At 39.7% G+C, this 25,082-nt stretch carries 25 protein-coding genes and 1 other annotated feature; of the genes, 7 read left to right on the top strand and 18 right to left on the bottom strand.

Annotated elements, in window-relative coordinates:
* The gene (locus MKX73_RS10920; protein WP_340717452.1) at positions 1 to 402 is read right to left on the bottom strand and encodes a YhcN/YlaJ family sporulation lipoprotein; all 402 of its coding nucleotides are present in this window, start codon (positions 400 to 402) and stop codon (positions 1 to 3) included.
* 163 nt (positions 403 to 565) lie between these two features.
* On the opposite strand from MKX73_RS10920, the gene MKX73_RS10915 reads away from it, so the two are divergent.
* Positions 566 to 1,090, top strand: coding sequence for a CotY/CotZ family spore coat protein (locus MKX73_RS10915; protein WP_340717451.1), 525 nt, complete (start codon positions 566 to 568; stop codon positions 1,088 to 1,090).
* A 93-nt stretch (positions 1,091 to 1,183) separates the two neighbouring features.
* On the opposite strand, the gene MKX73_RS10910 is transcribed toward MKX73_RS10915, so the two are convergent.
* From MKX73_RS10910 to MKX73_RS10885, 6 genes are all read right to left on the bottom strand, one after another.
* A complete protein-coding gene (locus tag MKX73_RS10910) occupies positions 1,184 to 1,510 on the bottom strand; it encodes a 4-diphosphocytidyl-2C-methyl-D-erythritol kinase (protein WP_340717450.1) in 327 nt (108 codons plus the stop codon).
* A gap of 40 nt (positions 1,511 to 1,550) precedes the next feature.
* Positions 1,551 to 2,921, bottom strand: a complete 1,371-nt coding sequence (gene mgtE, locus MKX73_RS10905; RefSeq protein ID WP_340717449.1) for a magnesium transporter — start codon at positions 2,919 to 2,921, stop codon at positions 1,551 to 1,553.
* Between the two features lie 199 nt (positions 2,922 to 3,120).
* Positions 3,121 to 4,005 carry an RluA family pseudouridine synthase gene (locus MKX73_RS10900; RefSeq protein ID WP_340717448.1) on the bottom strand — a complete coding sequence of 295 codons (885 nt, stop codon included), beginning with the start codon at positions 4,003 to 4,005 and terminating at the stop codon, positions 3,121 to 3,123.
* Between the two features lie 11 nt (positions 4,006 to 4,016).
* Positions 4,017 to 4,811 carry an NAD kinase gene (locus MKX73_RS10895; protein ID WP_340717447.1) on the bottom strand — a complete coding sequence of 265 codons (795 nt, stop codon included), beginning with the start codon at positions 4,809 to 4,811 and terminating at the stop codon, positions 4,017 to 4,019.
* The gene (locus MKX73_RS10890) at positions 4,811 to 5,488 is read right to left on the bottom strand and encodes a GTP pyrophosphokinase (protein WP_340717446.1); all 678 of its coding nucleotides are present in this window, start codon (positions 5,486 to 5,488) and stop codon (positions 4,811 to 4,813) included. The genes MKX73_RS10895 and MKX73_RS10890 overlap by 1 nt, the downstream gene beginning before the upstream one ends.
* Positions 5,489 to 5,643: 155 nt before the next feature.
* Positions 5,644 to 6,027, bottom strand: a complete 384-nt coding sequence (locus MKX73_RS10885) for a UPF0738 family protein (protein WP_340717445.1) — start codon at positions 6,025 to 6,027, stop codon at positions 5,644 to 5,646.
* A gap of 167 nt (positions 6,028 to 6,194) precedes the next feature.
* Here MKX73_RS10885 and MKX73_RS10880 point away from each other — a divergent pair, with 167 nt between their 5' ends.
* The 4 genes from MKX73_RS10880 to MKX73_RS10865 all read left to right on the top strand — a co-directional run bounded on the left by MKX73_RS10880 (position 6,195) and on the right by MKX73_RS10865 (position 9,110).
* Complete coding sequence (locus tag MKX73_RS10880) at positions 6,195 to 6,782, top strand: CYTH domain-containing protein (protein WP_340717444.1); 588 nt, start codon at positions 6,195 to 6,197, stop codon at positions 6,780 to 6,782.
* Between the two features lie 8 nt (positions 6,783 to 6,790).
* Positions 6,791 to 7,573, top strand: coding sequence for a lytic transglycosylase domain-containing protein (locus MKX73_RS10875; RefSeq protein WP_340717443.1), 783 nt, complete (start codon positions 6,791 to 6,793; stop codon positions 7,571 to 7,573).
* Between the two features lie 320 nt (positions 7,574 to 7,893).
* On the top strand, positions 7,894 to 8,292 hold the full coding sequence (locus tag MKX73_RS10870; RefSeq protein ID WP_008403570.1) for a globin domain-containing protein: 399 nt from the start codon (positions 7,894 to 7,896) through the stop codon (positions 8,290 to 8,292).
* Positions 8,289 to 9,110 (top strand): DsbA family protein, encoded by an 822-nt coding sequence (locus tag MKX73_RS10865; RefSeq protein ID WP_340717442.1) that lies wholly within the window; start codon positions 8,289 to 8,291, stop codon positions 9,108 to 9,110. The genes MKX73_RS10870 and MKX73_RS10865 overlap by 4 nt, the downstream gene beginning before the upstream one ends.
* 863 nt (positions 9,111 to 9,973) lie before the next feature.
* Here MKX73_RS10865 and pepF read toward each other — a convergent pair.
* From pepF to spxA, 4 genes are all read right to left on the bottom strand, one after another.
* On the bottom strand, positions 9,974 to 11,782 hold the full coding sequence (gene pepF, locus MKX73_RS10860; protein ID WP_340717441.1) for an oligoendopeptidase F: 1,809 nt from the start codon (positions 11,780 to 11,782) through the stop codon (positions 9,974 to 9,976).
* Between the two features lie 54 nt (positions 11,783 to 11,836).
* Positions 11,837 to 12,964, bottom strand: coding sequence for a competence protein CoiA (locus MKX73_RS10855; RefSeq protein ID WP_340717440.1), 1,128 nt, complete (start codon positions 12,962 to 12,964; stop codon positions 11,837 to 11,839).
* Positions 12,965 to 13,150: 186 nt separating this feature from the next.
* Positions 13,151 to 13,804: an adaptor protein MecA gene (gene mecA / locus MKX73_RS10850; protein ID WP_340717439.1), complete on the bottom strand. Its 654-nt coding sequence runs from the start codon at positions 13,802 to 13,804 to the stop codon at positions 13,151 to 13,153.
* Between the two features lie 312 nt (positions 13,805 to 14,116).
* Positions 14,117 to 14,515, bottom strand: a complete 399-nt coding sequence (gene spxA, locus MKX73_RS10845; protein ID WP_008403575.1) for a transcriptional regulator SpxA — start codon at positions 14,513 to 14,515, stop codon at positions 14,117 to 14,119.
* 465 nt (positions 14,516 to 14,980) lie between these two features.
* Positions 14,981 to 15,197, top strand: a binding site (T-box leader).
* Between the two features lie 62 nt (positions 15,198 to 15,259).
* On the opposite strand from spxA, the gene trpS reads away from it, so the two are divergent.
* Positions 15,260 to 16,249 carry a tryptophan--tRNA ligase gene (gene trpS, locus MKX73_RS10840; RefSeq protein ID WP_340717438.1) on the top strand — a complete coding sequence of 330 codons (990 nt, stop codon included), beginning with the start codon at positions 15,260 to 15,262 and terminating at the stop codon, positions 16,247 to 16,249.
* Here the strand turns inward: trpS and MKX73_RS10835 are convergent.
* From MKX73_RS10835 to MKX73_RS10825, 3 genes are all read right to left on the bottom strand, one after another.
* Entirely contained in the window at positions 16,203 to 16,421 is a 219-nt protein-coding gene (locus tag MKX73_RS10835; protein ID WP_079524771.1) for a hypothetical protein, read from the bottom strand. The genes trpS and MKX73_RS10835 overlap by 47 nt on opposite strands.
* Positions 16,422 to 16,497: 76 nt before the next feature.
* A complete protein-coding gene (gene fabF, locus MKX73_RS10830; RefSeq protein WP_340717437.1) occupies positions 16,498 to 17,739 on the bottom strand; it encodes a beta-ketoacyl-ACP synthase II in 1,242 nt (413 codons plus the stop codon).
* A 157-nt stretch (positions 17,740 to 17,896) separates the two neighbouring features.
* Positions 17,897 to 18,832 (bottom strand): beta-ketoacyl-ACP synthase III, encoded by a 936-nt coding sequence (locus MKX73_RS10825; RefSeq protein ID WP_340717436.1) that lies wholly within the window; start codon positions 18,830 to 18,832, stop codon positions 17,897 to 17,899.
* A gap of 446 nt (positions 18,833 to 19,278) precedes the next feature.
* On the opposite strand from MKX73_RS10825, the gene MKX73_RS10820 reads away from it, so the two are divergent.
* A complete protein-coding gene (locus MKX73_RS10820; protein ID WP_008403579.1) occupies positions 19,279 to 19,476 on the top strand; it encodes a YjzD family protein in 198 nt (65 codons plus the stop codon).
* Positions 19,477 to 19,826: 350 nt separating this feature from the next.
* Here the strand turns inward: MKX73_RS10820 and ltrA are convergent, their stop codons facing one another.
* The 4 genes from ltrA to MKX73_RS10800 form a co-directional block, all read right to left on the bottom strand.
* Positions 19,827 to 21,086 (bottom strand): group II intron reverse transcriptase/maturase, encoded by a 1,260-nt coding sequence (gene ltrA, locus MKX73_RS10815; RefSeq protein WP_340718855.1) that lies wholly within the window; start codon positions 21,084 to 21,086, stop codon positions 19,827 to 19,829.
* Between the two features lie 554 nt (positions 21,087 to 21,640).
* Positions 21,641 to 23,770, bottom strand: a complete 2,130-nt coding sequence (locus tag MKX73_RS10810) for an ATP-dependent Clp protease ATP-binding subunit (RefSeq protein ID WP_340717435.1) — start codon at positions 23,768 to 23,770, stop codon at positions 21,641 to 21,643.
* Between the two features lie 170 nt (positions 23,771 to 23,940).
* Positions 23,941 to 24,249, bottom strand: coding sequence for a metal-sulfur cluster assembly factor (locus MKX73_RS10805; RefSeq protein ID WP_039966323.1), 309 nt, complete (start codon positions 24,247 to 24,249; stop codon positions 23,941 to 23,943).
* A gap of 61 nt (positions 24,250 to 24,310) precedes the next feature.
* Positions 24,311 to 25,075 (bottom strand): prolyl oligopeptidase family serine peptidase, encoded by a 765-nt coding sequence (locus tag MKX73_RS10800; RefSeq protein WP_340717434.1) that lies wholly within the window; start codon positions 25,073 to 25,075, stop codon positions 24,311 to 24,313.
* Positions 25,076 to 25,082 lie beyond the last annotated feature (7 nt).

Genomic DNA, 25,082 nt, shown 5'->3' with positions numbered 1-25,082 from the left:
TTACGTTTCCTCCTTAGCAAGCTTTTTTAATGCATGCAATTCTTTCAGCATTTTTTTCTGGTCTTTTTCTTCCATCAACTTAGTCGATTCCCAAAACATTTTAAAATCCGCGGAAACATTCACTTTACTACCGGAAAATTTATCTTCCAACTTCTTTTTCCAATCTTGTTCAATTTTTTGGCGGTTCCATTTTTCGAACGGCTTCAATTGCATTGCGACAAATAATTCATCTTCAATCACTAAAAGATTCGCCTGCTCTATTGCATCATCTTCCTTTAAAAGCTTTTCTATTTCCTGCTGATTCTGTACATTGTCTGTCAGCGCATAACTTACAACTTTCTCCCTGTCATTGCAGCCTGCAAGAATTAAAAGCAAACTCAATGTCATGATCGCTTTCCACATAGCAATCCCCCCTTTTGTCCATTTTTCTCCAAGTATAACCTCCTGTATTTTGAATTATTCATCGCCCAAAGAAATTTGATGAAACCTGTTCATTCGCCCGATTCTTTTGAAATCCGGGTCATATTATTAGAAAGAGTTAAGTATACCGGAGGTGAAAAAAATTATGGGTTGTGGAAGAGGTAATAATGATGTAGGTGGAAGCGGTGGACATCACCAATCACGTGGCTGTGTTTGTGAGGTTGTCCGCGCGATTTTAGAAATTCAAAATGCAGCAGTACAGGACGAATGCAGTCGTTGTACAACAAACTGTTTCTTAGAACCACTTGGTGGAATTGTTAGTCCATCACGTAACAATGTCGACACACGTGTATTTACTTTATTGAACAAAGATGGATCTCCATTCTTTGCTACATTTACTGCAGAAGGCCCGCCTTGTCCTTGTGTATCAATGTATTTCCGAGTTGAAGATGTATTTGACGGCTGCTGTGCGACATTACGCGTTCTTGTACCGCAAGATGTCAATGGATGTACAGTTGATTTATTGAACGATTATGGAACAGCTATTGATTTCCGTAAAGTTTGTAAAGTGACACAATTTGAGGCATCAGATAGCTGTATCACAGTTGATTTAGATTGCTTCTGTGCTGTTCAGTGTATCGATGACGTTCACCTTGGCATTTGTGACTAATTTAAAAACACATCTCGTGCATAGAGCGCGAGATGCTGTATTTTCTATCATGGAACTACAAAAAGAGGAGCCAAAAACTATGGCTCCTCTTTTTTATAAAGTATGGTTAATCAATACAATCTCATTCGCTTTAATCCAGCGTTTTGTATCATGGCAATTCAATAATACCTGACTGCCGTTGATTTTATCGATTGATCCATGTATTTTTTCACCTGACTGCAAAATAAATACCAGTACCCTCGGCTCCTTCGTAGGCTTCGAAAAATAATGGAGCTGTCGGGCAATTAAAGCATTTTCAATTTTTTCAGCGGCAGGTCGTACATAAATTGATGTACTTTCTTCTTCTAAGTCGATTTGTTTTTCTTGTATATATACAGGACTTGCAATAAAAAGTAATGGGTGAATTTCCACATTCCACATCCTTTTTCATACAATATGCAAAGTCATTTCAAATCGTTCCTTACAGAATCCTGCTAATAAACGTTGATGCGAGACCAAGGTAAATGATAATACTTGTGACGTCATTAAGCGTTGTAATAAATGGTCCTGACGCAACCGCAGGGTCAACACCCAGCTTATGCATTAATATCGGAATAAACGAACCGGCCAGCGTTGCGACAATAATCGAGCAGCAAATCGATGCTCCTACAAGTAGACCAATCATCAGAGAGCCTTTCCAGAAGAAAATGATTCCGACAACTATTGCCCCGCTCACTACCCCCATAATAAGTCCTGTACTTAACTCCCGAATAATCAGCTTGAATTTACTTTTCCCGCCGATATCCCCGGTTGCAATCCCTCGCACAGCTACAGCCAGTGCCTGTGTGCCGCTATTACCGGATGTACCGGAAATAAGCGGAATAAATGTTGCAAGCAAGGCTACTTTATCAAGTGTTGCTTCAAATATCCCCATAAGTCCTGACGTCAGCATTCCTAAAAACAGTAAAATAATAAGCCAAGGCAAACGCTTGCCTGCCGCCCGCAATGGACCGGCATCATTATCATCCATGTCCGCGATACCTGCCAGCTTGGAATAGTCATCTTCTGCCTCTTCTTCAATGACATCGATAATATCATCGACTGTGATAATTCCTTGTAGTTCACGGTTCTCGTTGACAACAGGAATTGCCAATAAATCGTAGTCCTTAATCAGGTTCGCAACATTTTCCTGGTCATCCGTTACTTTTACCGATACGACACGTTCACTCATAATGTCGCGAACATATAAATCACCTTCAGCGACAATCAGTTCCCTTAATGACATGACACCAAGTAGTCGATGTTCCTGATCCACTACAAAAATATAATAAATCGTTTCTGCGGTTTGAGCTTCCTGACGCAGTACACGCATTGCCTCACGAACCGTTGCACTTTCAACGACGGATACATATTCTGTCGTCATAATGGCCCCGGCTGTATATTCTTCATAGCCTAAAAGCTCATTAATTTCATCGACAGTCTCGTCATCCATCATGTCCAAATAATTTTCCCGCTGCTCGGAATCCAGTTCATTGAGGATATCTACCGCATTATCGGTATACATGAAGCCGAACATGGCCGCACCGTACGATGGATCCATCTCGTCTAAGTATGTTTTATATTCATCGTCCTCAATTTCAGTTGTTTCAAAAATGATGGCCATTTCCTGAGGAGACAAGTAACGATAAATAATTTGCCGTATGTCCGGGCCCACCTCTTCGTAAAACTGTGCTTGATCATATGGATGGAGTACAAGGAAATGTTCGCGGAACGCCTCGATATTTTCTTCATCAAGCAGCATTCGCAAAAACGCTTCATCATACTGGACTTCATCATTTTTTTCCTCTATCATGCTTGCCCCCTCCTTTCAACTTTTCATAACGAGTTATTTTATGATTAATAACCCTTTCTCGTCAAGGCTAATTACGTTTTATCCCAGTTTTATCGCCTGTTCTAAAACTGGGTGAATGACTCACGTAAAATCATTCTCAACAGTATATTCCCATTTTCACCAAAAATAAAAGATGCCAATGAAATCTTGGCATCTTACATTAGTTAATCAAACGAGAAATCTCTTCCGGCAGCTTACTTTCGAATTGCACTCTTTCTTTCGTTAACGGATGTTCAAATTCGATGTAGCGGCAATGGAGTGCCTGACGGTCAATGAATGTATGAGTGCCCCCATATAAGTCATCCCCTACTAACGGGTGGCCAATGTAAGCCATATGAACACGTATTTGATGGGTTCTTCCCGTATGGAGTTTCAGACGAATATGTGTCATATTGTTTTTACGAGTCAGCACAGTAACATCCGTGTGGGCAAATTGTCCGTCCGGTCGTACTTCACGTTCAATTATGCTCGTATTCTTCCTTCCGATCGGAGCAATAATCGATTGCTGGGCTTGTTCAATGATACCTTCTGCAACCGCTTCATATTCACGGTGAATTTGTCCCTTTTTTTGCTGTTCACTCATTAAATGATGAATATGACGATGTTTCGCTATAAGCATCAACCCGGATGTATCGCGGTCAAGTCTTGTCACTATATGAACAGTGGAAGCAAGCTGCTGCTGTTCAAAATAGCCATATACAAGATTTGCAAGCGAATTATTCGGATGTTCCCGTGAAGGGATCGAGCTCATGAAGGGCGGTTTGTCGACGAGAAGCACTGCCTCATCTTCATACACAACAGCCAATTCCCCTTGTACCGGAATCAGTCCTTCACTTGCTTCTTCTATCGGGAAAATAATTGTCACAACATCGCCTTCTGCCAAACGATGCCGCACATTTCTTTCTTCTCCGTTAACCAGAAGTTCCCCGCCATCAAATTTAATGGCGGTCAATGCACGCTTTGAAATGCCCCACTGCGCAATTGCATCACGCAAAAGCTCCTCATCAACCTTATTGATAAATTGTAATTGAAATCGTTTATCCATATACCCTCATTCTATTCATTTGAGATAAATGAATCATGCACACGTTCCCAAAACGGGAATGGTCTGAAACGCGCAAAACGCACTTTTTCATTTGCCACATTAAAAGTAATCGATTTTACATCGGTTTCCGTCATGCTAATATGATCGACCGTCATATTGAACTGCTGCTCATGTACGGGTTTTAATACACAGTTATGATGTGCCGGCAATACTAAAGAAGACCCCACTGTCCGGAACACACGGTTATTGATCGATGCCATTTCCGTTATTTGCAAAGCCTGCAATGTCGGATGAATAATCGCCCCGCCCAGTGCTTTATTGTATGCTGTACTGCCCGAAGGTGTCGAAATACATAAACCGTCCCCACGGAATCGCTCAAAATGCTCGCCGTTCAATTCCACATCCATTACAAGCGTTACGTCCGGCGATTTGATCGTTGCTTCATTCAGCGCCAGAAATGTACTGGAATCGGAATGCTGGCGGTGAACCTGCACTTCCAGTAACGGATATTCCACGACATTGTATTCCTTTTTGGCAATCGACAATACTAACTTTTCCAGCTCCGAAGGTTTCCAATCGGCATAAAAGCCTAAATGGCCTGTATGGATTCCGACAAAAGCTGTTTTATCCAGACGGTGCAAATAGCGGTGGAAAGCATGCAATAATGTTCCATCGCCGCCAATCGAAAGAACAATTTCCGGCTCTTGTTCATCAAATTGTAAACCGAAATCAATTAAATAAGATTTTGCGAGCTCCATCAATTCATTTGATTGGTCATCTCTGCGTGATTGGATTGAAAATTTCATTATTTGTCACGCTCCTCTTTGTCAGTTGACTTATGGATAGCTGTATTCGTTGCTTCTTTCACTTCACTGAAATATGCCTGTGCCTCTTGAATTTCACTTCTAATTGAGGACATTTCTTCATCTAATCGGAATGCTGCTTCTGCTGCGCTTTGCAGTCGATTTTTTATTTCTTCAGGGAATATCCCTTTATACTTGTAGTTCATGGAATGCTCAATGGATGCCCAGAAGTTCATCGCCAATGTACGAATTTGAATTTCTGCCACAACAACGATGCGACCTTGAATCGTTTCAACCGGATACTCAATAATCATATGGTGTGAACGATAGCCACTCGGTTTACTGTGTGTAATATAATCTTTTTCCTCAATAACTCTCATATCATTACGCTGGCGTATTAGCTCTGTTACAGTTGCAATATCATCAACGAACTGACACATAATGCGTACACCGGCGATATCTTGCAATTCATTTCCTAAACGCGCAGTCGGTTCGAATGGTATCCCTTTATCAAGCGATTTGTCATATATACTAGCAAGTGGTTTTACACGGCCTGTAACAAATTCAATTGGCGAATTGGCACTCATAATACCAAATTGCGAACGCATCCCTTTTAATTTAATTTTAAGTTCATCCACAGCTTGTCGATATGGACTCAAAAATACTTCCCACTGCCCCAATTTAAAAACCCCCCAACTAGAAATAGTTCATACCTGTCACACTATTTCATCAACACGTTGTTTCAAACAATTATACTTCTTGTAGACGAGAAATACACATTTCACACCTAAATGACGTGAAATGGCTGTTTTTCCTGTGATAAATAAGTTTATTGCTATTTATTTAAGAATTCGGCAAATGCCTTTTCGATATTATCAACAAATTGATCTCCATAGTTGCTGTTGCCTTCAATATTATAAAGCAATCCTTGTAATTCATCAGCAAATTGTTGAAGCGGCAGCAGACCGTCCTCCACTTTCAAGTACGCTTTCTGTTCTGCCAACAGCATTTGCAATAGGTGCGGCCATACATTTTTGGCAAAGCTTATATAACTGTATGCCTCATTTTCTTCTATGATATAAAGAAACGCCTCATTATCCGAATCGACGATCACTTGTCCTGTCGATTGCAATTGGCTAAGTTGTTTCTTTTCATTTAAAATAAAATAGATTTCATTATGTACTACTTCAACATGATTGATTATGTATACGTTTCGCAATGAATTAATCTCCTTTTTCTTTTCATAACCGGAAATTTTCCGATAATAAAATTGATGATTCATCTACCCTTCACATTTTACCATAGGAAACTCGGTTGGTGGAGAAACGTTTGACTTCTATTACCTACCTGATTTAAATGAAAACTATTACAAAAAGGACGATGACAATGACACAGCAAATTGAAATAGAATTTAAGAATATGCTAACAAAATCACAGTATGAACAGCTTCTTGAAACATTCTCCATAAAAAGCGAGCAAATTATTCGCCAGGTTAATCATTACTTTGATACAAAAGAAAACCATTTAAAACAAATTCACAGTGCTCTTCGAATTCGTGTCTTGGAAGATTCGATTGAATTTACGTTAAAAGAGAAAGCTTCCAAGCACCAGCATTTAGAAACGACTGACTATTTAACACGTGAAGAAGCAGATCGCATGCTGGCCGGTGAAGGAGTACCCCCGTACACTGTTAACGAAAGACTCACGCTATTCAATATTCCTGTTGGCGATTTACATTGTTACGGAACATTGACGACCGACCGGGTGGAAATACCATACAAAGGCGGTTTACTCGTATTTGACCATTCTTTCTATTTGCACTGCGACGATTATGAGGTAGAATATGAGACACATGATGAAGCAGTCGGAAAAGAGATTTTTTCCGAATTTTTGGCACATCATGAAATTGAGCCACAGCCTGCACAAAAGAAAATTGTGCGCTTTATGACGGCTCTGAACAATCAGAAAGGCTAGGTGCTGTGATGGATATTTCATCAATGAAAACATTGCTTGAACTTCAGGCAATTCAGAATTTAAATTCATCCAATCAGTCAAGCGCAAGTGTATTACCCTCATCTACGTCGACATTATTTTCCGATTTAATGAGCGACATTTTAGACGGACAATCTTTATCAAGTTCGCTAAACGGACTTGGTGATGTAAGCACTTTCCAACAGTTAACAGAATCCGGACAGACTTCTAATTCGCAGCAGCAAAACACGGCTGCTCAAAACTATATCGCATCATTTTTATTAAATAATTCATCTAACTTGACGAATTTACCGGGCACATTCAACAGCCTTTCAACAAGTAAGGAAACATCAACAATTGAACAGTATATGACGGATTTCACAAGAAAGACCGATGTGGCAAATTTCTTTGCCGGTGCTGAAACTTATCAGGCAGAAATCGCTGCAGCCGCTAAGAAATTTAATATACCTGAAAAACTGATCACTTCTGTTATTAAACAGGAGTCCAACTTCAATGCGTCTGCGACAAGTGCTGCCGGTGCATCCGGTTTGATGCAGCTCATGCCTGCAACAGCACGCTACTTAGGTGTTTCTGACCGCTTTGACCCTGCACAAAATATTATGGGTGGCGCAAAATATATACGCCAGATGCTCGACCAGTTCGATAATAATGTGGAAACAGCGCTTGCTGCCTACAATGCAGGTCCCGGAAATGTAAAAAAATATGGGGGCATCCCGCCTTTTCAGGAAACTCAAAATTATGTTAAAAAAATAATGAATTATATGAATGTGTAAATTTTTTATAAATAACAGTGAACTTGGCGTGTAAATTTGAAAACGATAGCCAAAGGGATTTTAAGAATTGATTGTTTATGTTCCTGAGATGCTCTATTTTGGATTAGCTGGAAAATCGGTGTGGACACCTATTAAATCAACAATTCCACCGCGATGTTAAGAGATGCGGAATGTCTTTCGAATTTTTTGGCAGGGCACTTTATTTGTTAAAATGGCCCTACGTTGCTAGAATGATTGTATCGCCAAAATGAATTTTACATTACTTACATGACATTCATATTTCATATACTGGCAAAGAAAGACACAAAGGAGTATAACTAATGAATCGAAAATATACGATTCCTTATGAGGAACTCGGTGCTGAAAAGCTTTCTGAATTAATTAACGCGTTCTACTCTCGAGTGGCGAAGCATCCTTTATTAATTCCAATTTTTCCTGAAGATCTGACGGAAACAATTCGTAAACAAATACAATTCCAAACGCAGTATCTTGGGGGGCCTAACCTTTTCTCGGAAGAACATGGCCATCCGATGATGCGTGCTCGACATATGCATTTTAAAATTACACCCGATCGTGCCCAGGCATGGCTTGAATGTATGGCAGAAGCGATGGACGAAGTAGGCTTGGACGGGAAATTCCGTGAAGTCTATTATAAGCGTCTTGTTATGACTGCTCACCATATGGTCAACGCCCCAAATGATGAGGAGGGATTTGAGTGAATAATGTCCAACTTTTACAGCAACCTGTAGCACCATCTACATGTAATAAACCGATTGAGCTTTATATTTTTATTGACCCTCTTTGCGAAAAAGCATTATCCCTGCAAACGACAATGCGTAAACTGCAAGTAGAATACGGTCATTACTTTACATGTCGATATGTCCTTAGTACGGAACTCGCTGCCCTAAACAGCATGACGAGCCGGATGAAAGGCTGTGTTTCCGGAGCGGAATTGGATATTACACATCCAGCATTACCTTCAATTGCAATTAAAGCGGCCGAACTTCAAGGAAAGCGTGCAGGTTTCCGCTATTTAAACAAAGTGCAGGAAGTAGCGACACTTAATACGCGCAACATCAATTCACACGCGACACTAATTGAAATCGCACAGCAAGTTAACCTCGATATGGATGAGTTCATGTCCGACTTTGGTTCAAAAGAAGCGGCTCGTGCATTCCAATGCGATTTATACTTAACTCGTGAAATGGAAGTTGAAGAAATTCCAAGCATCGTATTTTTCAACGAGTGCATTGAAGATGAAGGCTTGAAAGTAAGCGGTTCTTATAATTATGAAGTTTACGAGCATATTTTAGCAGAATTGCTAGGAGAAGAATTAATTCGCCAACCGGTTCCCGCATTAGACGAGTTATTCGATCGATTCAGCACCCTTACAACAGCTGAAGTAGCCGAAATCTACTCGATCAATGAACAACTGGCAGAACGCGAATTGAAGAAACGTATGCTTCAGCAAAAAGTGGAACGCATCATGACTGACGAAATTACACTTTGGCGTGCAAAAGAACGCACACCCTACTAAATAAATTATAAAACGCACTTATACAATATTTTCACCAGCTATGCATACAAGCAGGCTGGTTTTTTTATGTTTTCCAAAGGTTAATTGAAACTCCGGCAGAAAAATGAATTCTTTTATAGTCGGGAGAATAGACATAGGTATATTTGCTCCTCTAGCCGGTCGCAATGGCCTGGATAGATCACTCGCAAGCATTATCAACAAGGAGAGTCTGGAAGCTGTTGTGAACGATTTAGGACCGTTTTGGATGTAAGTGCAGCAGCGTTTGTTTTATTTGCTGTTTGGATTGGAAAAGAAGAGGTTTCTAGGAGGGAAGCAAACAGTTATCTTGGAATGTAGAAAGCATCAAGTGAAGGTAGAAAGTTTCTTCTAGCATGGAGAACTTTTTCAAATTTGGAATACACGCCTGATTATGTAGAACGCCCTCTCCGTTTAAACTCGAATGCATGGACTAATAGAGAATAAAAACAAAAGAGGCGTCTTATTCTCGAGAAATAAGACGCCTCTTTTTCACAAAGGGGATGGGAGAAATGTTCACGTTCAAACAAAGGGGTGTATGTTTGTTATGTGATTTATTTCACGAGTATTACTCTATCATGGAATAATATTTCTTGCAATGAATCTTTCACAATTTCACAAATTCGCCATATAGTAAGCGTTTCCATATAAAGAAATGATGTTTAAAGTGAAATGTCATAAATTCTTCTTTAAATAACCACTATAAACACCGATATATAGGCATTTTCAAAACTTCCCCTTATAACGGTACCCACTAAAACAACCCGTTCAAATTTCACCACATTAAAGTAAATTCCCATTTTTTCAAGCAAAAAACGCACCTGAAACAGATGCGTTTTCACAAACTATTAATTATTTAATAATAACTTTTCAAGCTCTTCTAACTTTTCTTCGAATACTTTGCACGCCAATGCAATCGGCTCCGGAGATTCCATATCTACACCTGCCGCTTTTAATACTTCGATTGGGAAGTCCGAGCAGCCTGCTTTTAGGAAGTTGTTAATATAACGCTCTACTGCCGGTTCGCCTTCTTCTAAAATTTGTTTTGATAATGCTGTTGCCGCTGATTGACCTGTTGCGTACTGATATACGTAATAGTTGTAGTAGAAGTGTGGAATACGTGCCCATTCCAGACCGATTTCTTCGTCTACTGTCATTGCATCACCAAAGTATTGTTTGTTTAAATCATAATAGATTGATGTTAATTTTTCCGATGTAATCGATTCGCCTTTTGCATCCAATTCGTGAATCATATGCTCAAACTCAGCAAACATTGTTTGACGGAATACTGTTCCACGGAAACCGTCCAACCATTGATTTAATAAGTAGATTTTTTGCTTATCATCATCCAATGTTTTCATTAAGTGATCGAATAATAGTTCTTCGTTACATGTTGAAGCAACTTCCGCAACGAAAATCGAGTAATCTGCATATTGATACGGCTGGTTGGCACGTGAATAATAACTGTGCATTGAGTGGCCGAATTCATGTGCCAATGTATAAAGGTTATTCACATTATTTTGCCAGTTCATTAACACATACGGATTTGTGCCGAACGTTCCGGAAGAGTATGCACCGCTGCGTTTTCCTTTGTTTTCAAGCACGTCTACCCAACGGCTTTCCAGACCTTTTTGAACGGTTTCCTGATACTCTTTACCAAGTGGTGCAAAGCTTTCTACCATCGTTTTCTTCGCTTCGTCATACGTTACTTCCATTTTCACTTCTTTAACAAGTGGCGTAAACAGATCGTACATATGAAGTTCATCCACACCAAGCACTTTTTTGCGAAGCTCTACGTAACGGTGCAATGCCGGCAAATAGTCATGGATTGTTGAAACAAGCTGATCATACACTTTTTCAGGAATGAAGTTATTGCTTAATGCTGCATGGCGCGCCGATTTATAATTACGGACTTTTGCATTGGCATTATGCGCTTTTACATTCCCGGCTAATGTTGTGGCAAATGTATTTTTATATTGGCCGTAAGTTTTGTAAACAGCTTTAAACGCAGCCTCACGTACTTCGCGATTGTCGCTTTCAAGCATCGTAATATAGTTACCGTGCGTAATTTGCACTTCTTCTCCATCTTCCCCAATAATTTTCGGGAATTCCAGGTCCGCGTTGTTTAAAGCGCTGAATGTTTTACCGGATGTCGATGTCACTTCAGAAAATTGTGCCAGTAATTCTTCTTTCTCCGCAGATAAGATATGAGGACGGCCCAGGTTCAGTTCTTTTAGGCTTTGTTCATATAATGAAAGTGGTTCATAGCTTTCCACATAGCTGTTTAATGTCGCTTCATCCAATGCTAAAATTTCAGGAGTAATAAATGACCACGCTGCTCCTGCATTTGTAAGAACAGAGCGAATACGACCATCAAGATCCTGGTATTTACTGTTTGTAGTATCCTGATCATGCTTTAAATGAGAATACACATATAACTTGCTCAGACGCTCGTATAATGCATCGCTGAACTGCAATGTATTGTATAAGCTTTCCGCACTTTCCGCTACTTTCCCTTTATATTCCGAAGCTTTTTTAGATAATTGTTCTACTTCTTTCAGCTCAGCTTCCCAAGCCTCATCGGATTCAAAAATTGTTGTTAAATCCCATGTTAATTGCTCAGGTACTTCTTCACGCGTTAAAATTTGCTTTGCCATTTATTTGCCTCCTACTATTCCGATATTCGAAATTATAAATCTATTTAAACAATTTCAACATCCAAATGCAACCAATTCGTCGTACAGAACATTAAAAAGTTGTTGTTCGGGTATATTTTCATCCGGTTGCTCAACTTTAAGACATTTTAAAATTGTTAAATAATGTTCCACCGCCTCTTTCCGCTCATCCGTCAGCTCCATTTGATACCATTTGAAAAAATAAGGAATTGCCTGTACATTCATCGTTTCAGGTGTGAGCGCATGGCAGTTCATAAAATGAAAAAGCCCTACTTGCCATTCTATACAAAATCGATTAAAAGCATGCGTGTTGCAGACAGGAATCCCTAAAAAAATCGGCAAATCCGTCATCGTTAGCCTTAACTCATAAATAGAACGGAAAAAACGATCATTAACTCCTTTTTTGCTTAATAATAGGCGGGGCCGGATATACTGTTCACGGTATTTGCCGAAGTTTTTCAGAAGCAGATGAAATTGGGGTTTCGTTACTTTATCAGGAACTAGGAGCGGAAAACGTTGTTGATTGAGGGCTAACGGCTTAACAACTGCGAAATACTGTAATTTATGAAGATGGATTAAATTGGTGATATAGTAGAAGTTTTTGCTATTTACATCATAGGTGATGAGAAATTTCTGGTTTTTATACTGTTGCATAAATTGAGCGTTTGTATGACTGATCGAAACTTTTACAATACCTGGACTTTTAAATTTCTCCGGAGTGTGCAAAATCCAAATCGGCGTGATTCCAGCATGCAAATAGCCGCTTGTACGTTGTTGAAAAGATGGCTGTGCAATGGGGCTGCACTGAAACTCAATTGCATATTGCCGGTTTTTAAATGTGATGAGAATATCCGGTCGCTGTTGAAGCTGCGGCAAATATGGTTCAAGAACGGGACGTAGCTGAAGGTTCGAAAATTGGTGGAATAGTTGTTGTTTCCCAAGCAGATGTGCAGCAGATTCCCCTTCCGAAAACAAAGAAATGCAATCGCTGTTTTTTTGATGTGCAAAATGGGGTATTTTTATTTGGCCAGCCTTTAATAAAAGCCGTTCTTTACATTGGGGGCAGAAAAAGGATTGCTGCTTTTTTAATCTTTGCAGTTCATCCGGCGGCAGTTTCCTCGTTAAATGGAATAATTGCTGTTGTTCCGTCATGGCGACCAGCATTTGCTTCCACTCCTTTTTATCCATCTTAATGAAATGCATATTCCTTTTCAACTTATAAATAGTAACTATTGGAAACTGGCTTTTTGAAGTGTTTCCTCTTTTATTGCATGCCGTTTTACTTTCCCCTCCTTGGAATAAACACAAAAAAGCCACCTAATATCAGGTGGCTTTCGTAAACTGCTCTTCCTACTCAAAATACGTAATGATTGTTTCGAAGCAGTCTTCAGCAATGATTGTCTCCGCATACTCTTCAAGGCGGTGCGCTGTAATTTTGGAAGCCGGTAAATACTCAGTACACAAAGCGATAATATTTCTCGCTTCCTGGCTTTCCAAATCTTTTAAATCTACATATAAATAGTAGTAATCCTCCCATTTATACAACACAGACTCAATTCCTAAAGGTGCTGCACGTTTTGCAAGAGGTATTAGTTCGTCAATATCTTTAAATCGGAATCGGGCGTTTTCAAGCGATTGTTCTTCTTCTTTTGCCGCTTTGCCAATCGCATTGAAGATCGATTCTTCCATTTCATTTAATTGATCTGATATATGAAGGTCATCTTCAAAGTTGCCAGCCATTGAAGAAGTTTCGGAGTCATTACCTACAGACGCGCGTGTAACAACGACTTCCAATCCACTTTCTGAAGCGTTAATATGAATCCAAATTGGACCATCTAAATCGAAATAATCATCTGTATTTATTTCACCAATGATATCCCAGAAAAGCTCTTCACCTTTTGCGCGATTGTACCAGATTTCTTCACGTGTATAACCGCGGTCCTCGATATCACTATACGTAATAAATAATTTTAGCGTATTTTCATTAATGCGTTCGATGTCCATTAGACCTCAACCCCCTTCACAGTCATTGTATAGAACGTCGCTTTATTCCAAGTGGCATACAATATGGCGTTCTATTGCATCGGAACTTAGATACTTTTAAATATTAGAAGTATCTATAACTCTATTGTATGATGGATTGGATTAAAATGAAAAGGAAAAACATTATTCAGTAGAAATTATTTGAATTATTGAAATTGTATTGCACGAATCAATTTAAATCAAGTCCTTAAGGTCTCTTTCTAATATGTTCGAAAATAAAAAAAAGATGCTACAATTGCACAATATGCATCCGTAACATCATGAGCGGTATATTTAGTTAACCATGCGTTGGGCTTCTTGCAACTGGTACGCTCGTACTTTACGAGGCAGGAATCGACGAATTTCATCTTCGTTATAACCGACTTGCAGACGTTTTTCATCCAAAATAATTGGACGACGTAACAGTCCCGGATATTCCTGAATAAGCTCATATAATCTTTGTAATGGCAATGTTTCAACATCGACATTCAACTTCTGGAAAATTTTTGAACGCGTTGAGATAATTTCATCGGTACCATCTTCTGTCATTCGTAAAATCTCTTTGATTTCACTAATTGTAAGTGGTTCGGAAAAAATGTTGCGTTCTGTATATGGGATATCATGTTCCTCTAACCATGCTTTTGCTTTTCGACATGAAGTACAACTTGGTGAAGTAAATAATGTTACTAACATTGGCTCACTCCCTCTCTAATTGATTTCAATTCAATTACTAGATATTGCTCCTGTTAATGTAGAAGCACTAATGTATAAATAAAACTTAATTTAGAATTAATTTAATTTAAGATTATGTTCCCATTATACATGAATAACCCATGTTTGAATATACATTGTCAATAAATAATTCAACTTTCGTAATAAATTTTATTACGCATTTCTCTCTAATAAGCACATTTTCTATAATTTTGTGCCATAACAAATTTTACCCATAAAATAGTAAAATAAAACGTACAGATTTCCGAATTTTTTTCTCAATTATCAAATCTTAATTGAGAAAAAAATCAGATAATAGAGCGCCATTTCCTATAATTGAATTAACTATTTACTACTATTTCCATTTTTCCTTCGTTTTATTCCTGTTTCTTTAATAAAACGATTGCTTTCTTTTCATTAGTTACGTTATAATCCTTTCAAGATTATGAAAAAACGATGACGAAGAGTAGTACATTTAATGAGAATGCCTAGAGAGTCTGTGGTTGGTGCAAACAGATCATTCGTTAAATGGAATGGACTTCCGAGTTAGCTTGATGAACGTTTCTATTAGTAGTCCAGCTCGTCGCCTTCACGTTACGAAGCAAAGTGGCCAATTAAGGCAAGCTGGGTGGTACCGCGGATTTTAACATCATTCGTCCCTTCTATTTTCGAATAGAGGACGCATGATGTTTTTTATTTTCATTTGATTTTAAGGAGGAACACCCAATGAAAACAATCTTTTCAGGTGTACAACCAACAGGAACTATTACTTTAGGGAACTATATCGGAGCGATTAAACAATTCCCTGCTCTACAGGAACACAACAACGCGATTTATTGCATCGTGGATCAGCACGCAATTACAGTGCCGCAGGATCGTCTGGAGCTGCGTAAAAATATCCGCTCATTGGCTGCAATGTATATTGCATGCGGTATTGACCCGAAAAAATCCGTTTTATTTATTCAGTCTGAAGTCCCTGCCCATGCACAAGCCGGCTGGATGCTGCAATGTGTCGCTTCAATCGGTGAATTAGAGCGCATGACACAGTTCAAAGACAAATCAACAGGTAAAGAATCCGTTTCTGCCGCACTTTTAACATACCCGCCGTTAATGGCTGCCGATATTCTTCTGTACAATACAGATATCGTACCAGTAGGTGAGGACCAAAAGCAGCATATTGAATTAACGCGCGATTTAGCTGAGCGTTTTAATAAGCGCTACAATGATGTATTAACGATTCCTGATATTCAATTGCCGAAAGAAGGAGCTCGTATCAAGTCATTGCAGGAGCCGACTAAAAAAATGTCAAAATCCGATACAAATTCAAAAGCGACGATCCGCCTGCTTGATACAGCAAAAGAAATCGAAAAGAAAATTAAATCCGCTGTAACTGATTCTGAGGGGATCGTTAAATTTGATATTGAAAACAAACCAGGAGTATCAAACTTGCTTATTATTGAATCTGCCTTAGCCGGAACAGCAATTGCAGATTTAGAAGCAAAGTATGAAGGCAAAGGCTATGGTGATTTTAAAGCTGGAGTAGCGCAGGCTGTAATTGACCACTTAACACCAATTCAGGAACGCTATTATGCACTGATCGACTCACCTGAACTTGATGAAATTTTGGATGAGGGTGCAGTAAAAGCGAATGCCATTGCCTCTAAAACACTCAAGAAAATGGAGAACGCGATGGGCTTAGGCCGTAAACGACGCTAATCATCCCGCCGATAGCAACAAGCAGCATATACAACTCTGCTCCATGGACAATGTACATTAATACAGCATGCCATGAATAACCGAGCGTGCGGTAATTCAAGTATAAAATCATATTACTGATCGACATGACACTGAGCCCATAAAAAAATAAAAAAAGTACGAAACGTGTCACAAAACACCATCCTTCGTACAACTATACGAAAAACGAACGTGCGATAGAAGAAGCACGTTCGTTTTTTGTCATTTTATTAATCTGTATACTTTTTAAATAATAAGCAAGCATTATGTCCGCCGAAGCCAAGTGAATTGCTTAGCGCATATTCAACTTCCGCTTTTCTTGCTGCATTCGGTACATAATCCAGGTCACATTCAGGATCCGGCTCATGTAAATTCATTGTCGGCGGCAAAATACCTTCCTTCAATGCAAGTACCGTAAAGATTGCCTCAATACCGCCTGCTGCACCTAATAAATGGCCTGTCATACTTTTCGTTGAGCTCATCGCCAATTTATAGGCATGCTCACCAAAAACAGTTTTGACTGCCTGTGTTTCAAATAAGTCATTGTATGGTGTACTCGTACCGTGTGCGTTAATATAACCAACTTGGTCAGGCGATACTTGTGCATCATCGATGGCCATTTGCATTGCACGTGCTGCACCTTCACCATTTGGAGCCGGTGCTGTAATATGATGGGCATCCCCTGTTGAACCATATCCAACCACTTCGCCATAAATTTTCGCACCGCGCGCTTTTGCATGTTCATACTCTTCCAAAATTAAAATTCCTGCGCCTTCACCAATAACGAAGCCGTCACGGTTTTTATCGAACGGACGTGATGCAGTAGCCGTGTCCGGATTCAATGATAACGCTGTGTTAGCACAAAAGCCTGCAACCGCCATTGTTACGATTGGTGCCTCTGCTCCACCTGTAATCATCACATCCGCGTCTCCACGTTCAATTACTTTGAACGCATCGCCAATCGAGTTAGTTCCCGAAGCACAAGCCGTTACAGAACATGAATTTACACCTTTTGCCCCAAGATAAATCGAAACTTGTCCAGAAGCCATATCCGGAATCATCATCGGTACGAAAAACGGACTTACACGGCGAACACCGCGCTCCTGGAATGTTAAAAACTGCTGTTCATGTGTTTCCATACCACCGATTCCAGAACCGATCCATACACCTGCACGCGGCGCCATTTCTTCTGTAATCGTCAAGTTTGCATCTTTTGCAGCCATCATTGCAGCCGCTAATGCATAATGTGTAAAACGGTCCATTTTACGTGCTTCTTTACGATCAATATAATCTTCTATATTAAAATCTCTTACTTCAGCCGATACAGAAACTGGAAATTTACTCACATCTACACGTGTTAATGGTCCAATACCAGACTTGCCTGCAATTACATTTTCCCATGCTTGCTCTGCACTGTTTCCTACTGGCGATACTGCACCGATTCCTGTAACAACAACTCTTCTTTTCTCCATTATTTAACACCCTTTTCTAAGTTAAGTTCTTTTCCTATTTAAAGGTTGATTTCATTTCAGGTCGTGGGCCGGGCTGATTCAATGGTGGAATGCGTGGTCACAGGATGTTGTGACGGTTTTAGCACTCGTTCCATCCTCTATATTGCAACCAGCGTTCTTATTTACCCCACTTTAATGCAAGCGCTCCCCATGTAAGGCCACCGCCGAAACCTACTAAAACAACGATATCATCGTCTTTGATTTTTCCTGATTCCAAATCTTCAACGATTGAAATACCGATTGAAGCAGCAGATGTATTACCGTATTTTTGGATTGTTTTCGACATTTTTTCCTCTGGTAATTCAAGACGTTCTCTTGCAGCTTCCATAATGCGGATGTTCGCCTGATGCGGTACTAAATAATCGACATCTTCCTTTGTAAGTCCCGCTTTTTCAAGTACATTTACTGCTGATTCGCCCATTTGACGCACTGCAAATTTAAATACTTCACGACCGTTCATCTCAATATGATTTTTAGGGTTTAAATAAAGATGCTTTCCGCCTGTTCCGTCAGCACCAAGTTCGAACGCCAGAATTCCGCGCCCTTCTGAAACTTTGCCGAGAACAGCCGCACTTGCACCATCCCCAAACAGGACTGCTGTATTGCGGTCATCCCAATCAACAATTTTCGACAGTTTTTCAACACCTACTACTAACACATATTCATAACTATTACTCTCAATAAATTGTTTTGCAATTGCTGTTCCATATATAAATCCAGAGCATGCAGCGGACACATCCATTGCACCACATCCCGATATTCCAAGTCGCTCTTGAATTTGACATGCTACACTCGGGAAATTCTGATCCTGTGTAACCGTCGCTACAACGATTAAACCGATTTGTTGTGGTGTTATACCAGCTTTTTCAATAGCTTGCACAGCTGCTTTATATGCTAAATCCGATGTTTCTTCATTCTCAGCGATAAAACGGTTTTCAATACCTGTTCGAGAACGAATCCACTCATCTGATGTATCTAAAACTTTTTCAAAATCCTTATTTGCTATAGCTTTTTCCGGAACATATTTCCCCATCCCTATAATACCGGCATTCATATAATAGCCCCCTTGTTTTCTCATCAATCAAAAAATATAACTAATTATTAGTAGTTGGTACTAATTATAGAACATAATTATTTTGAACACAATTAAAATTTCTGGAAAAAGAGGAATCAGGGATGGATTCTTGTTTTTCTTACGATTATAACGGTTATACTATTAAGTAATACATCTTTAAGTGACCTGAACGATTCTTGCCATTTTTAATTTAAATTTTGAATGATGCGAATGGAAAAATACGTTCAATTGTTAGACACGCAGCTTCGAGCTAATTTACTCGTTTTCTTTGTTAATTCCTACTTAAAAAAGCAATAAAAACAAGCATTTATGACAACTTGAAGAATAATTTGATTCGCCCTTTTAATTTCATGAACGCTTGTGGTATGATATTGAAGATGTAATTTCACAATAACGTTATAAATAAGTTCAATGAGGTGAATTTGATGCAATATATCATTACGTTCTTTTGGTCATTCTTATTAGTTTCAATGCTAAACTATGTAGTAAGTTCTGTATTAAGTGTAGATTTTAACTTCATGAATGGCGTAATCGTATCATTAGTATTCAGCGTATTAGTTATTATTATCGCTGCAATCATTCCAAACGAATCAACTCCAGAAGCAGAAGCAGAGCATCATTAATAGATAACAAGGGGCTGTCCGGTAAAACTACTGGACAGCCCCTTGTTATTTACGCAAATTTTTGAGGGTACTGATTTTATTAGAAGACTTTTAACTTATATTAGAAGTTTTGCACATCTTATTAGACAAATCGATCCGTTTATTTGAACATTTGCACCTCTTATTAGCACAAAGGACATTTATATTAGAACTTCGGGCTTTTATTAGAACTTTCTCATTTATATTAGAACTTCATACAGCTTTATTAGAACATTGCCACCCCAAAATCGAGTAGGAGGTTAGCCATTAATTGGCTAACCGACCTCTCACACCACCGTACGTACGGTTCCGTATACGGCGGTTCAAAAGTTTTATGTAGGATTAATGATTGTAGCGAGGTTTTTCAACTTGAGTTTTAACCAATATTTATTGTTTAATGCTCGGTCGATGATTGGATTATTTGAGGAGCGCCAGTACCCTTTACGAGTATTGGCCATTCTATAGGCATCGTTATGGTTGATACCTAGTCTTTTGAGGTTTCTATATTTTGTTATGGTTCTTTTCCATTCTTTCCATCGACATGCCCTTAATCTTCTTCGAATATGGCTATCTATTTCCTTTGCGTAGGATTTTATGTCGGCAATTTTAAAATAGTTGCCCCATCCTTGAATGAGATAATTGATTTTCTGAATGCGCGATTCCATATCAATTGAGTAATTACGATTTGTAATATATTTTAGCTTTTCTTCGAAACGCTTCTTTGATTTCTTTGGCACGTATACTCTGATTACACCTCTGGCGTTATAGAAGCTCACACCTAAAAATACACGTGCTATCGGCTTTCCCACTGCTGATTTCTCTTCATTCACTTTTAATTTAAGTTTCTTTTCGATAAATGTCGTGACGCCTTCTTTAACTCGTTCTCCTGCTCTTTCACTTTTGACATAAATGTTGCAGTCATCTGCGTAACGAACGAATTTATGATTGCGTTTCTCTAGTTCTTTATCAAGTTCATGAAGGATTACATTACTCAGTAATGGACTTAACGGTCCACCTTGTGGCGTACCTTCTTTTGAGTGAATAAAAGTTCCGTCTATCATGGTACCAGCGTTTAAGAAACTTCTTATTAGCTTTAATGTCGGTTTACATAAAATATATTTCGCCATGAGTGACATCAGCTTGTCATGCTGAACTCTATCAAAGAATTTCTCTAAGTCGATGTCTACGACAAACTTATGACCTTCCTCAATATAACTTCTTGCTTGTTCAATTGCTTGATGAGCACTTTTATTCGGGCGAAACCCATAACTATAGTTACTAAACATTGGGTCTAGTATTGGGGTTAACACTTGTACAACCGCTTGTTGAATAACACGGTCTGTAACCGTGGGAATTCCTAATAGTCGTTTCCCTCCATCTGGTTTGGGAATTTCAACTCTTTTAACCGGTTGCGGTTTATATTTACCTGTTTTAATCATTTCGATAATCTGAGTATTATTCTCTTTTAAGTATTGGCGGGTTGCCTCTATATCTTTCGCATCGACACCGGCTGCACCTTTATTTTTACGCACTTTCTCAAAAGCTTCGTTCAAATTATCTCTGCTTATTATTACGTTGATTAATCCTTCCATATGTTCGCGTGTATAGAGAAATGCACATGATAGATTCCACGCTAAACCTAAACATGAGGTATTCCGTACCTTACTTTTAGGGTAGCCCTTTCGGTTCTGTATCTTCATCTCCATGTAATATTCTCCTTCACGTTCACTCCTTTCGTTCAGCCCTTCCCATTGCTGGTACTATGGCTTCTGCTGACTTCTGATGATTCAGCTGTACATCACTGCACAGGTTCCTCTGGGGTTATTCATCAGATCTCCCGGGGTAAGCCTGCCCACTTTCCTCTCATCTATCTGCCGCATTTATTGACTCATCTTCCGAGGATATTTGGGACTTCAGTTTGTTTAGCAACCTTATCCAGATGAATCAACCTCATACGATTCGTATTCCTCAGACCAAGATTTTGCCTAGGACTTCCTTCAGATTCCGCGTCGCCACGGACACCCTTGTCTTCGGCTAATGGTTCGCATATCCCAACGTCCACAGTGAACTTTCATCACCTAGTTGGCAGACATGCCCGGCACACTAAAAAAGCCTGTACGCATTCACGTACAAGCTGTCTTCAAACTTAATTTGATTTAATTACTAACTCTTCATTTTCCAATACAATCGATAAGCTTCCGCCTGCTGCGACTTCCCCTTTTAACAGTTCACGGGCAACAATCGTCTCCAAGTGTCTTTGGACGAAACGTTTAAGCGGACGTGCACCAAACTGCGGGTCAATTCCGTGTTTCACAACCCAGTCCACAACATCTCCATCAACAGACAGCGTAATTTCCTGTTCGGCAACCCGATCCTGAAGCTGCTTTACATATTTCCATGCAATCTTATGGAAGTGTTCATTCGATAATGCATGGAACATAATAATATCATCCATCCGGTTTAACAGCTCCGGCTTAAAGTGCTGACGCAATGCTGTTTGGACAAGCTGTTCCGCTTCTTCTGTTGCTTCAAGTAAAAACTGTGAGCCGATATTCGATGTCAGGATGATGACGGTATTCGTAAAGTTGACAATCCGTCCCTGGCTATCGGTAATGCGGCCATCATCAAGTACTTGCAGTAGAATATTCGCGACATCCGGATGTGCTTTTTCAATTTCATCCAGCAACACAACGGAATATGGATTACGGCGAACCGCTTCTGTCAGCTGACCGCCCTCTTCATAGCCAATATAGCCTGGAGGAGCTCCGACAAGCCGCGATACTGAATGTTTCTCCATATATTCACTCATATCGATGCGGATGAAATGATCTTCCGAATCGAATAGCTGGGCCGCCAATGCTTTTGCCAATTCCGTTTTTCCGACACCGGTTGGACCGAGGAACAGGAAGCTTCCGATTGGTTTATTCGGATCTTTAATACCGGAACGTGCACGCCAGACTGCTTCCGTTACATAAGTTACCGCATCGTCCTGGCCGACTACCCGTTCATGCAGTGTATCTTTTAAACGGAGCAGTTTTTCGCGTTCACCTTCTACAAGCTTTGTTACCGGAATGCCTGTCCAGCGGGAAATAATTTTAGCGATTTCTTCTTCTGTCACTTCTTCACGCAGCATCCGGTTACCTTCCGACTGTTTCAACTGCTGTTCCAGTTCGGCGATTTCCTTTTCAAGCTGAGGTATCTTACTGTACTGCAGCTCACTTGCCCGTGCTAAATTACTGCCTGAAATAAATAACTCATCGCGCTCGGCTTCCATTTTTTTCAGCTCATCTTTTTTGTCACGCACAATTTGCAGGCCATTTTTCTCAAGTTCCCACTGTTCCTTCATTGACTTGATTGAAACTTCCAATCCATCAATTTCATCTGTAATCATTTCAAGACGTTTTTTGCTCGCATCATCTTTTTCTTTTTTCAGTGCCTGCTGCTCAATTTTAAGCTGTGTAAGCCGGCGCGTTAACTGATCCAGTTCCTGTGGCATTGAATCGATCTCTATACGGATCATCGCACATGCCTCATCGACAAGATCAATCGCTTTATCCGGTAAAAAGCGGTCTGTAATATAACGGTTCGCCAGCTGGGCCGCAGCAATAATCGCGCGGTCATGAATGCGAACTCCGCGGTGATGTTCTTCAAAACGGTCTTTTATGCCGCGTAAAATGGACACCGTATCTTCAATAGAAGGTTCTCGCACCATTACCTGCTGGAAGCGGCGTTCCAATGCAGGGTCCTTCTCGATATACATCCGGTATTCATCCAATGTTGTTGCACCGATACAATGCAGTTCACCACGTGCAAGCATTGGTTTCAGCATATTTCCTGCATCCATTGCTCCATCCGTTTTCCCGGCACCGACAATTGTATGAATCTCATCAATGAATAGAATGATACGCCCATCGGATTCTTTCACTTGCTTTAACACAGATTTCAGCCGCTCTTCAAACTGCCCGCGATACGATGCACCGGCAATCAGCGCGCTCATATCCAGTTCATAAAGTTCCGCATCTTTTAATCCTTCAGGAACATCCTGTCTTACGATACGCTGTGCCAGCCCTTCAACAATCGCTGTTTTACCAACACCTGGCTCACCGATAAGGACAGGATTATTTTTAGTTTTACGTGACAGAATACGAATGACGTTCCGAATTTCCTCATCTCGTCCAATAACAGGATCCATCTTACCGTTTTTTACTTGTTCAATTAAATTACGTCCAAATTGTTCTAATGGCGGACGATTATCTTGTGTTTGGTTAAATTGCATATAGTACACCCTTTCATATAGTTTGACCTTTTTTGATTAATTTTATTATAAGTCAAAGTTGGTCAAACAACAAATAATTACGCCCTGTTTCCATCGCAAAAAGTTCATTAAAAAACGATCATTTTGCCTATATGCAAAATGACCGAAATCCAATTCATTTATTCAATTTATTAACGGATACCTAATGCCATTTTTGCATAGCGGGACATATTGTCTTTAGACCATGCAGGTTGCCATACGATATCAACTTTTACTTCTTTTACTTCCGGTAATTCGCTAAGTGCCGTTGTTACTTGGTCAACGATAACCGGTGCAAGCGGACAGCCCATTGATGTTAATGTCATCGTAACGATTGCTAAGCCCTCGTCTGTTAAATCCACTTCATATACTAAGCCTAAGTTGACGATATCAATGCCTAACTCAGGGTCGATTACGTTTTCCAATGCACCTAACATACTTTCTTTCATATCGTGATCAATTGCCATTTTAAATTTCCCCTTTCGCCATGGTGTTATTGTTAATCATAGCAGAACGTATGCTTTATGCCAAACAATGCGCCATAAATTGCGTGACTTGTAAAATCCCGTTTCTTGATACCGCGTGCCCTGCTTTTTGTTCTGCCAAATACGTAATATGCTCTGCTTTTTTTTCTTTTTCCAGTTGTTCAACATAATCTCGGCTCATATGATAAGGAACGACCGTATCGCGCTCACCATGCCAGAAAATAATCGGTTTGTTTGCCCATAAATCCTCATGCTGTTCCATATCGAATTTTTGCAGCATTTGAAGCAAGCCTGTTTGCTGTTCTTCTGATAATGGAAATGTCACGCCTTTTTGCTTTAAATCCTCTACTTGATGGAGAGCCAGTTTCGTATAGCTTGTCGTTCCCATGCAAATTCCTGCCGTTTCAATCCATGGATAAATCGCTAAACAGCCTGATGTGACAATACCGCCCATTGAAGTTCCGGCAATTCCGACTTTGTTCCCTGCCAAGTTTTTCAGTTTCAATTCTTCATAAATAGTATGTACTTCTTCCACCGACTTCAATACAATTTTCCAGAAGTTAAAATTCATCTGATCTTCCGTCAATTGATTCGAGCGCTCACCATGCATTAATGCATCCGGTAGTATAACGCGTACACCTTGTTGCACAAACTGATATGCGTAATGTAAATTATGTTCCTTTGCGCTTAAAAAACCATGGAGAAAAATAACGACCGGTGTTTGTTCATCCATCGTCTCATCATATACATGCAGTAATGGAATGGACTTCCATTGTTCTTTATCAACTATCAAATTTCTCACCTCTTTG

Source organism: Solibacillus sp. FSL W7-1436, assembly GCF_038007305.1.
GTDB lineage: Bacteria > Bacillota > Bacilli > Bacillales_A > Planococcaceae > Solibacillus.
This window is presented reverse-complemented; position numbering and strand designations above follow the sequence as displayed.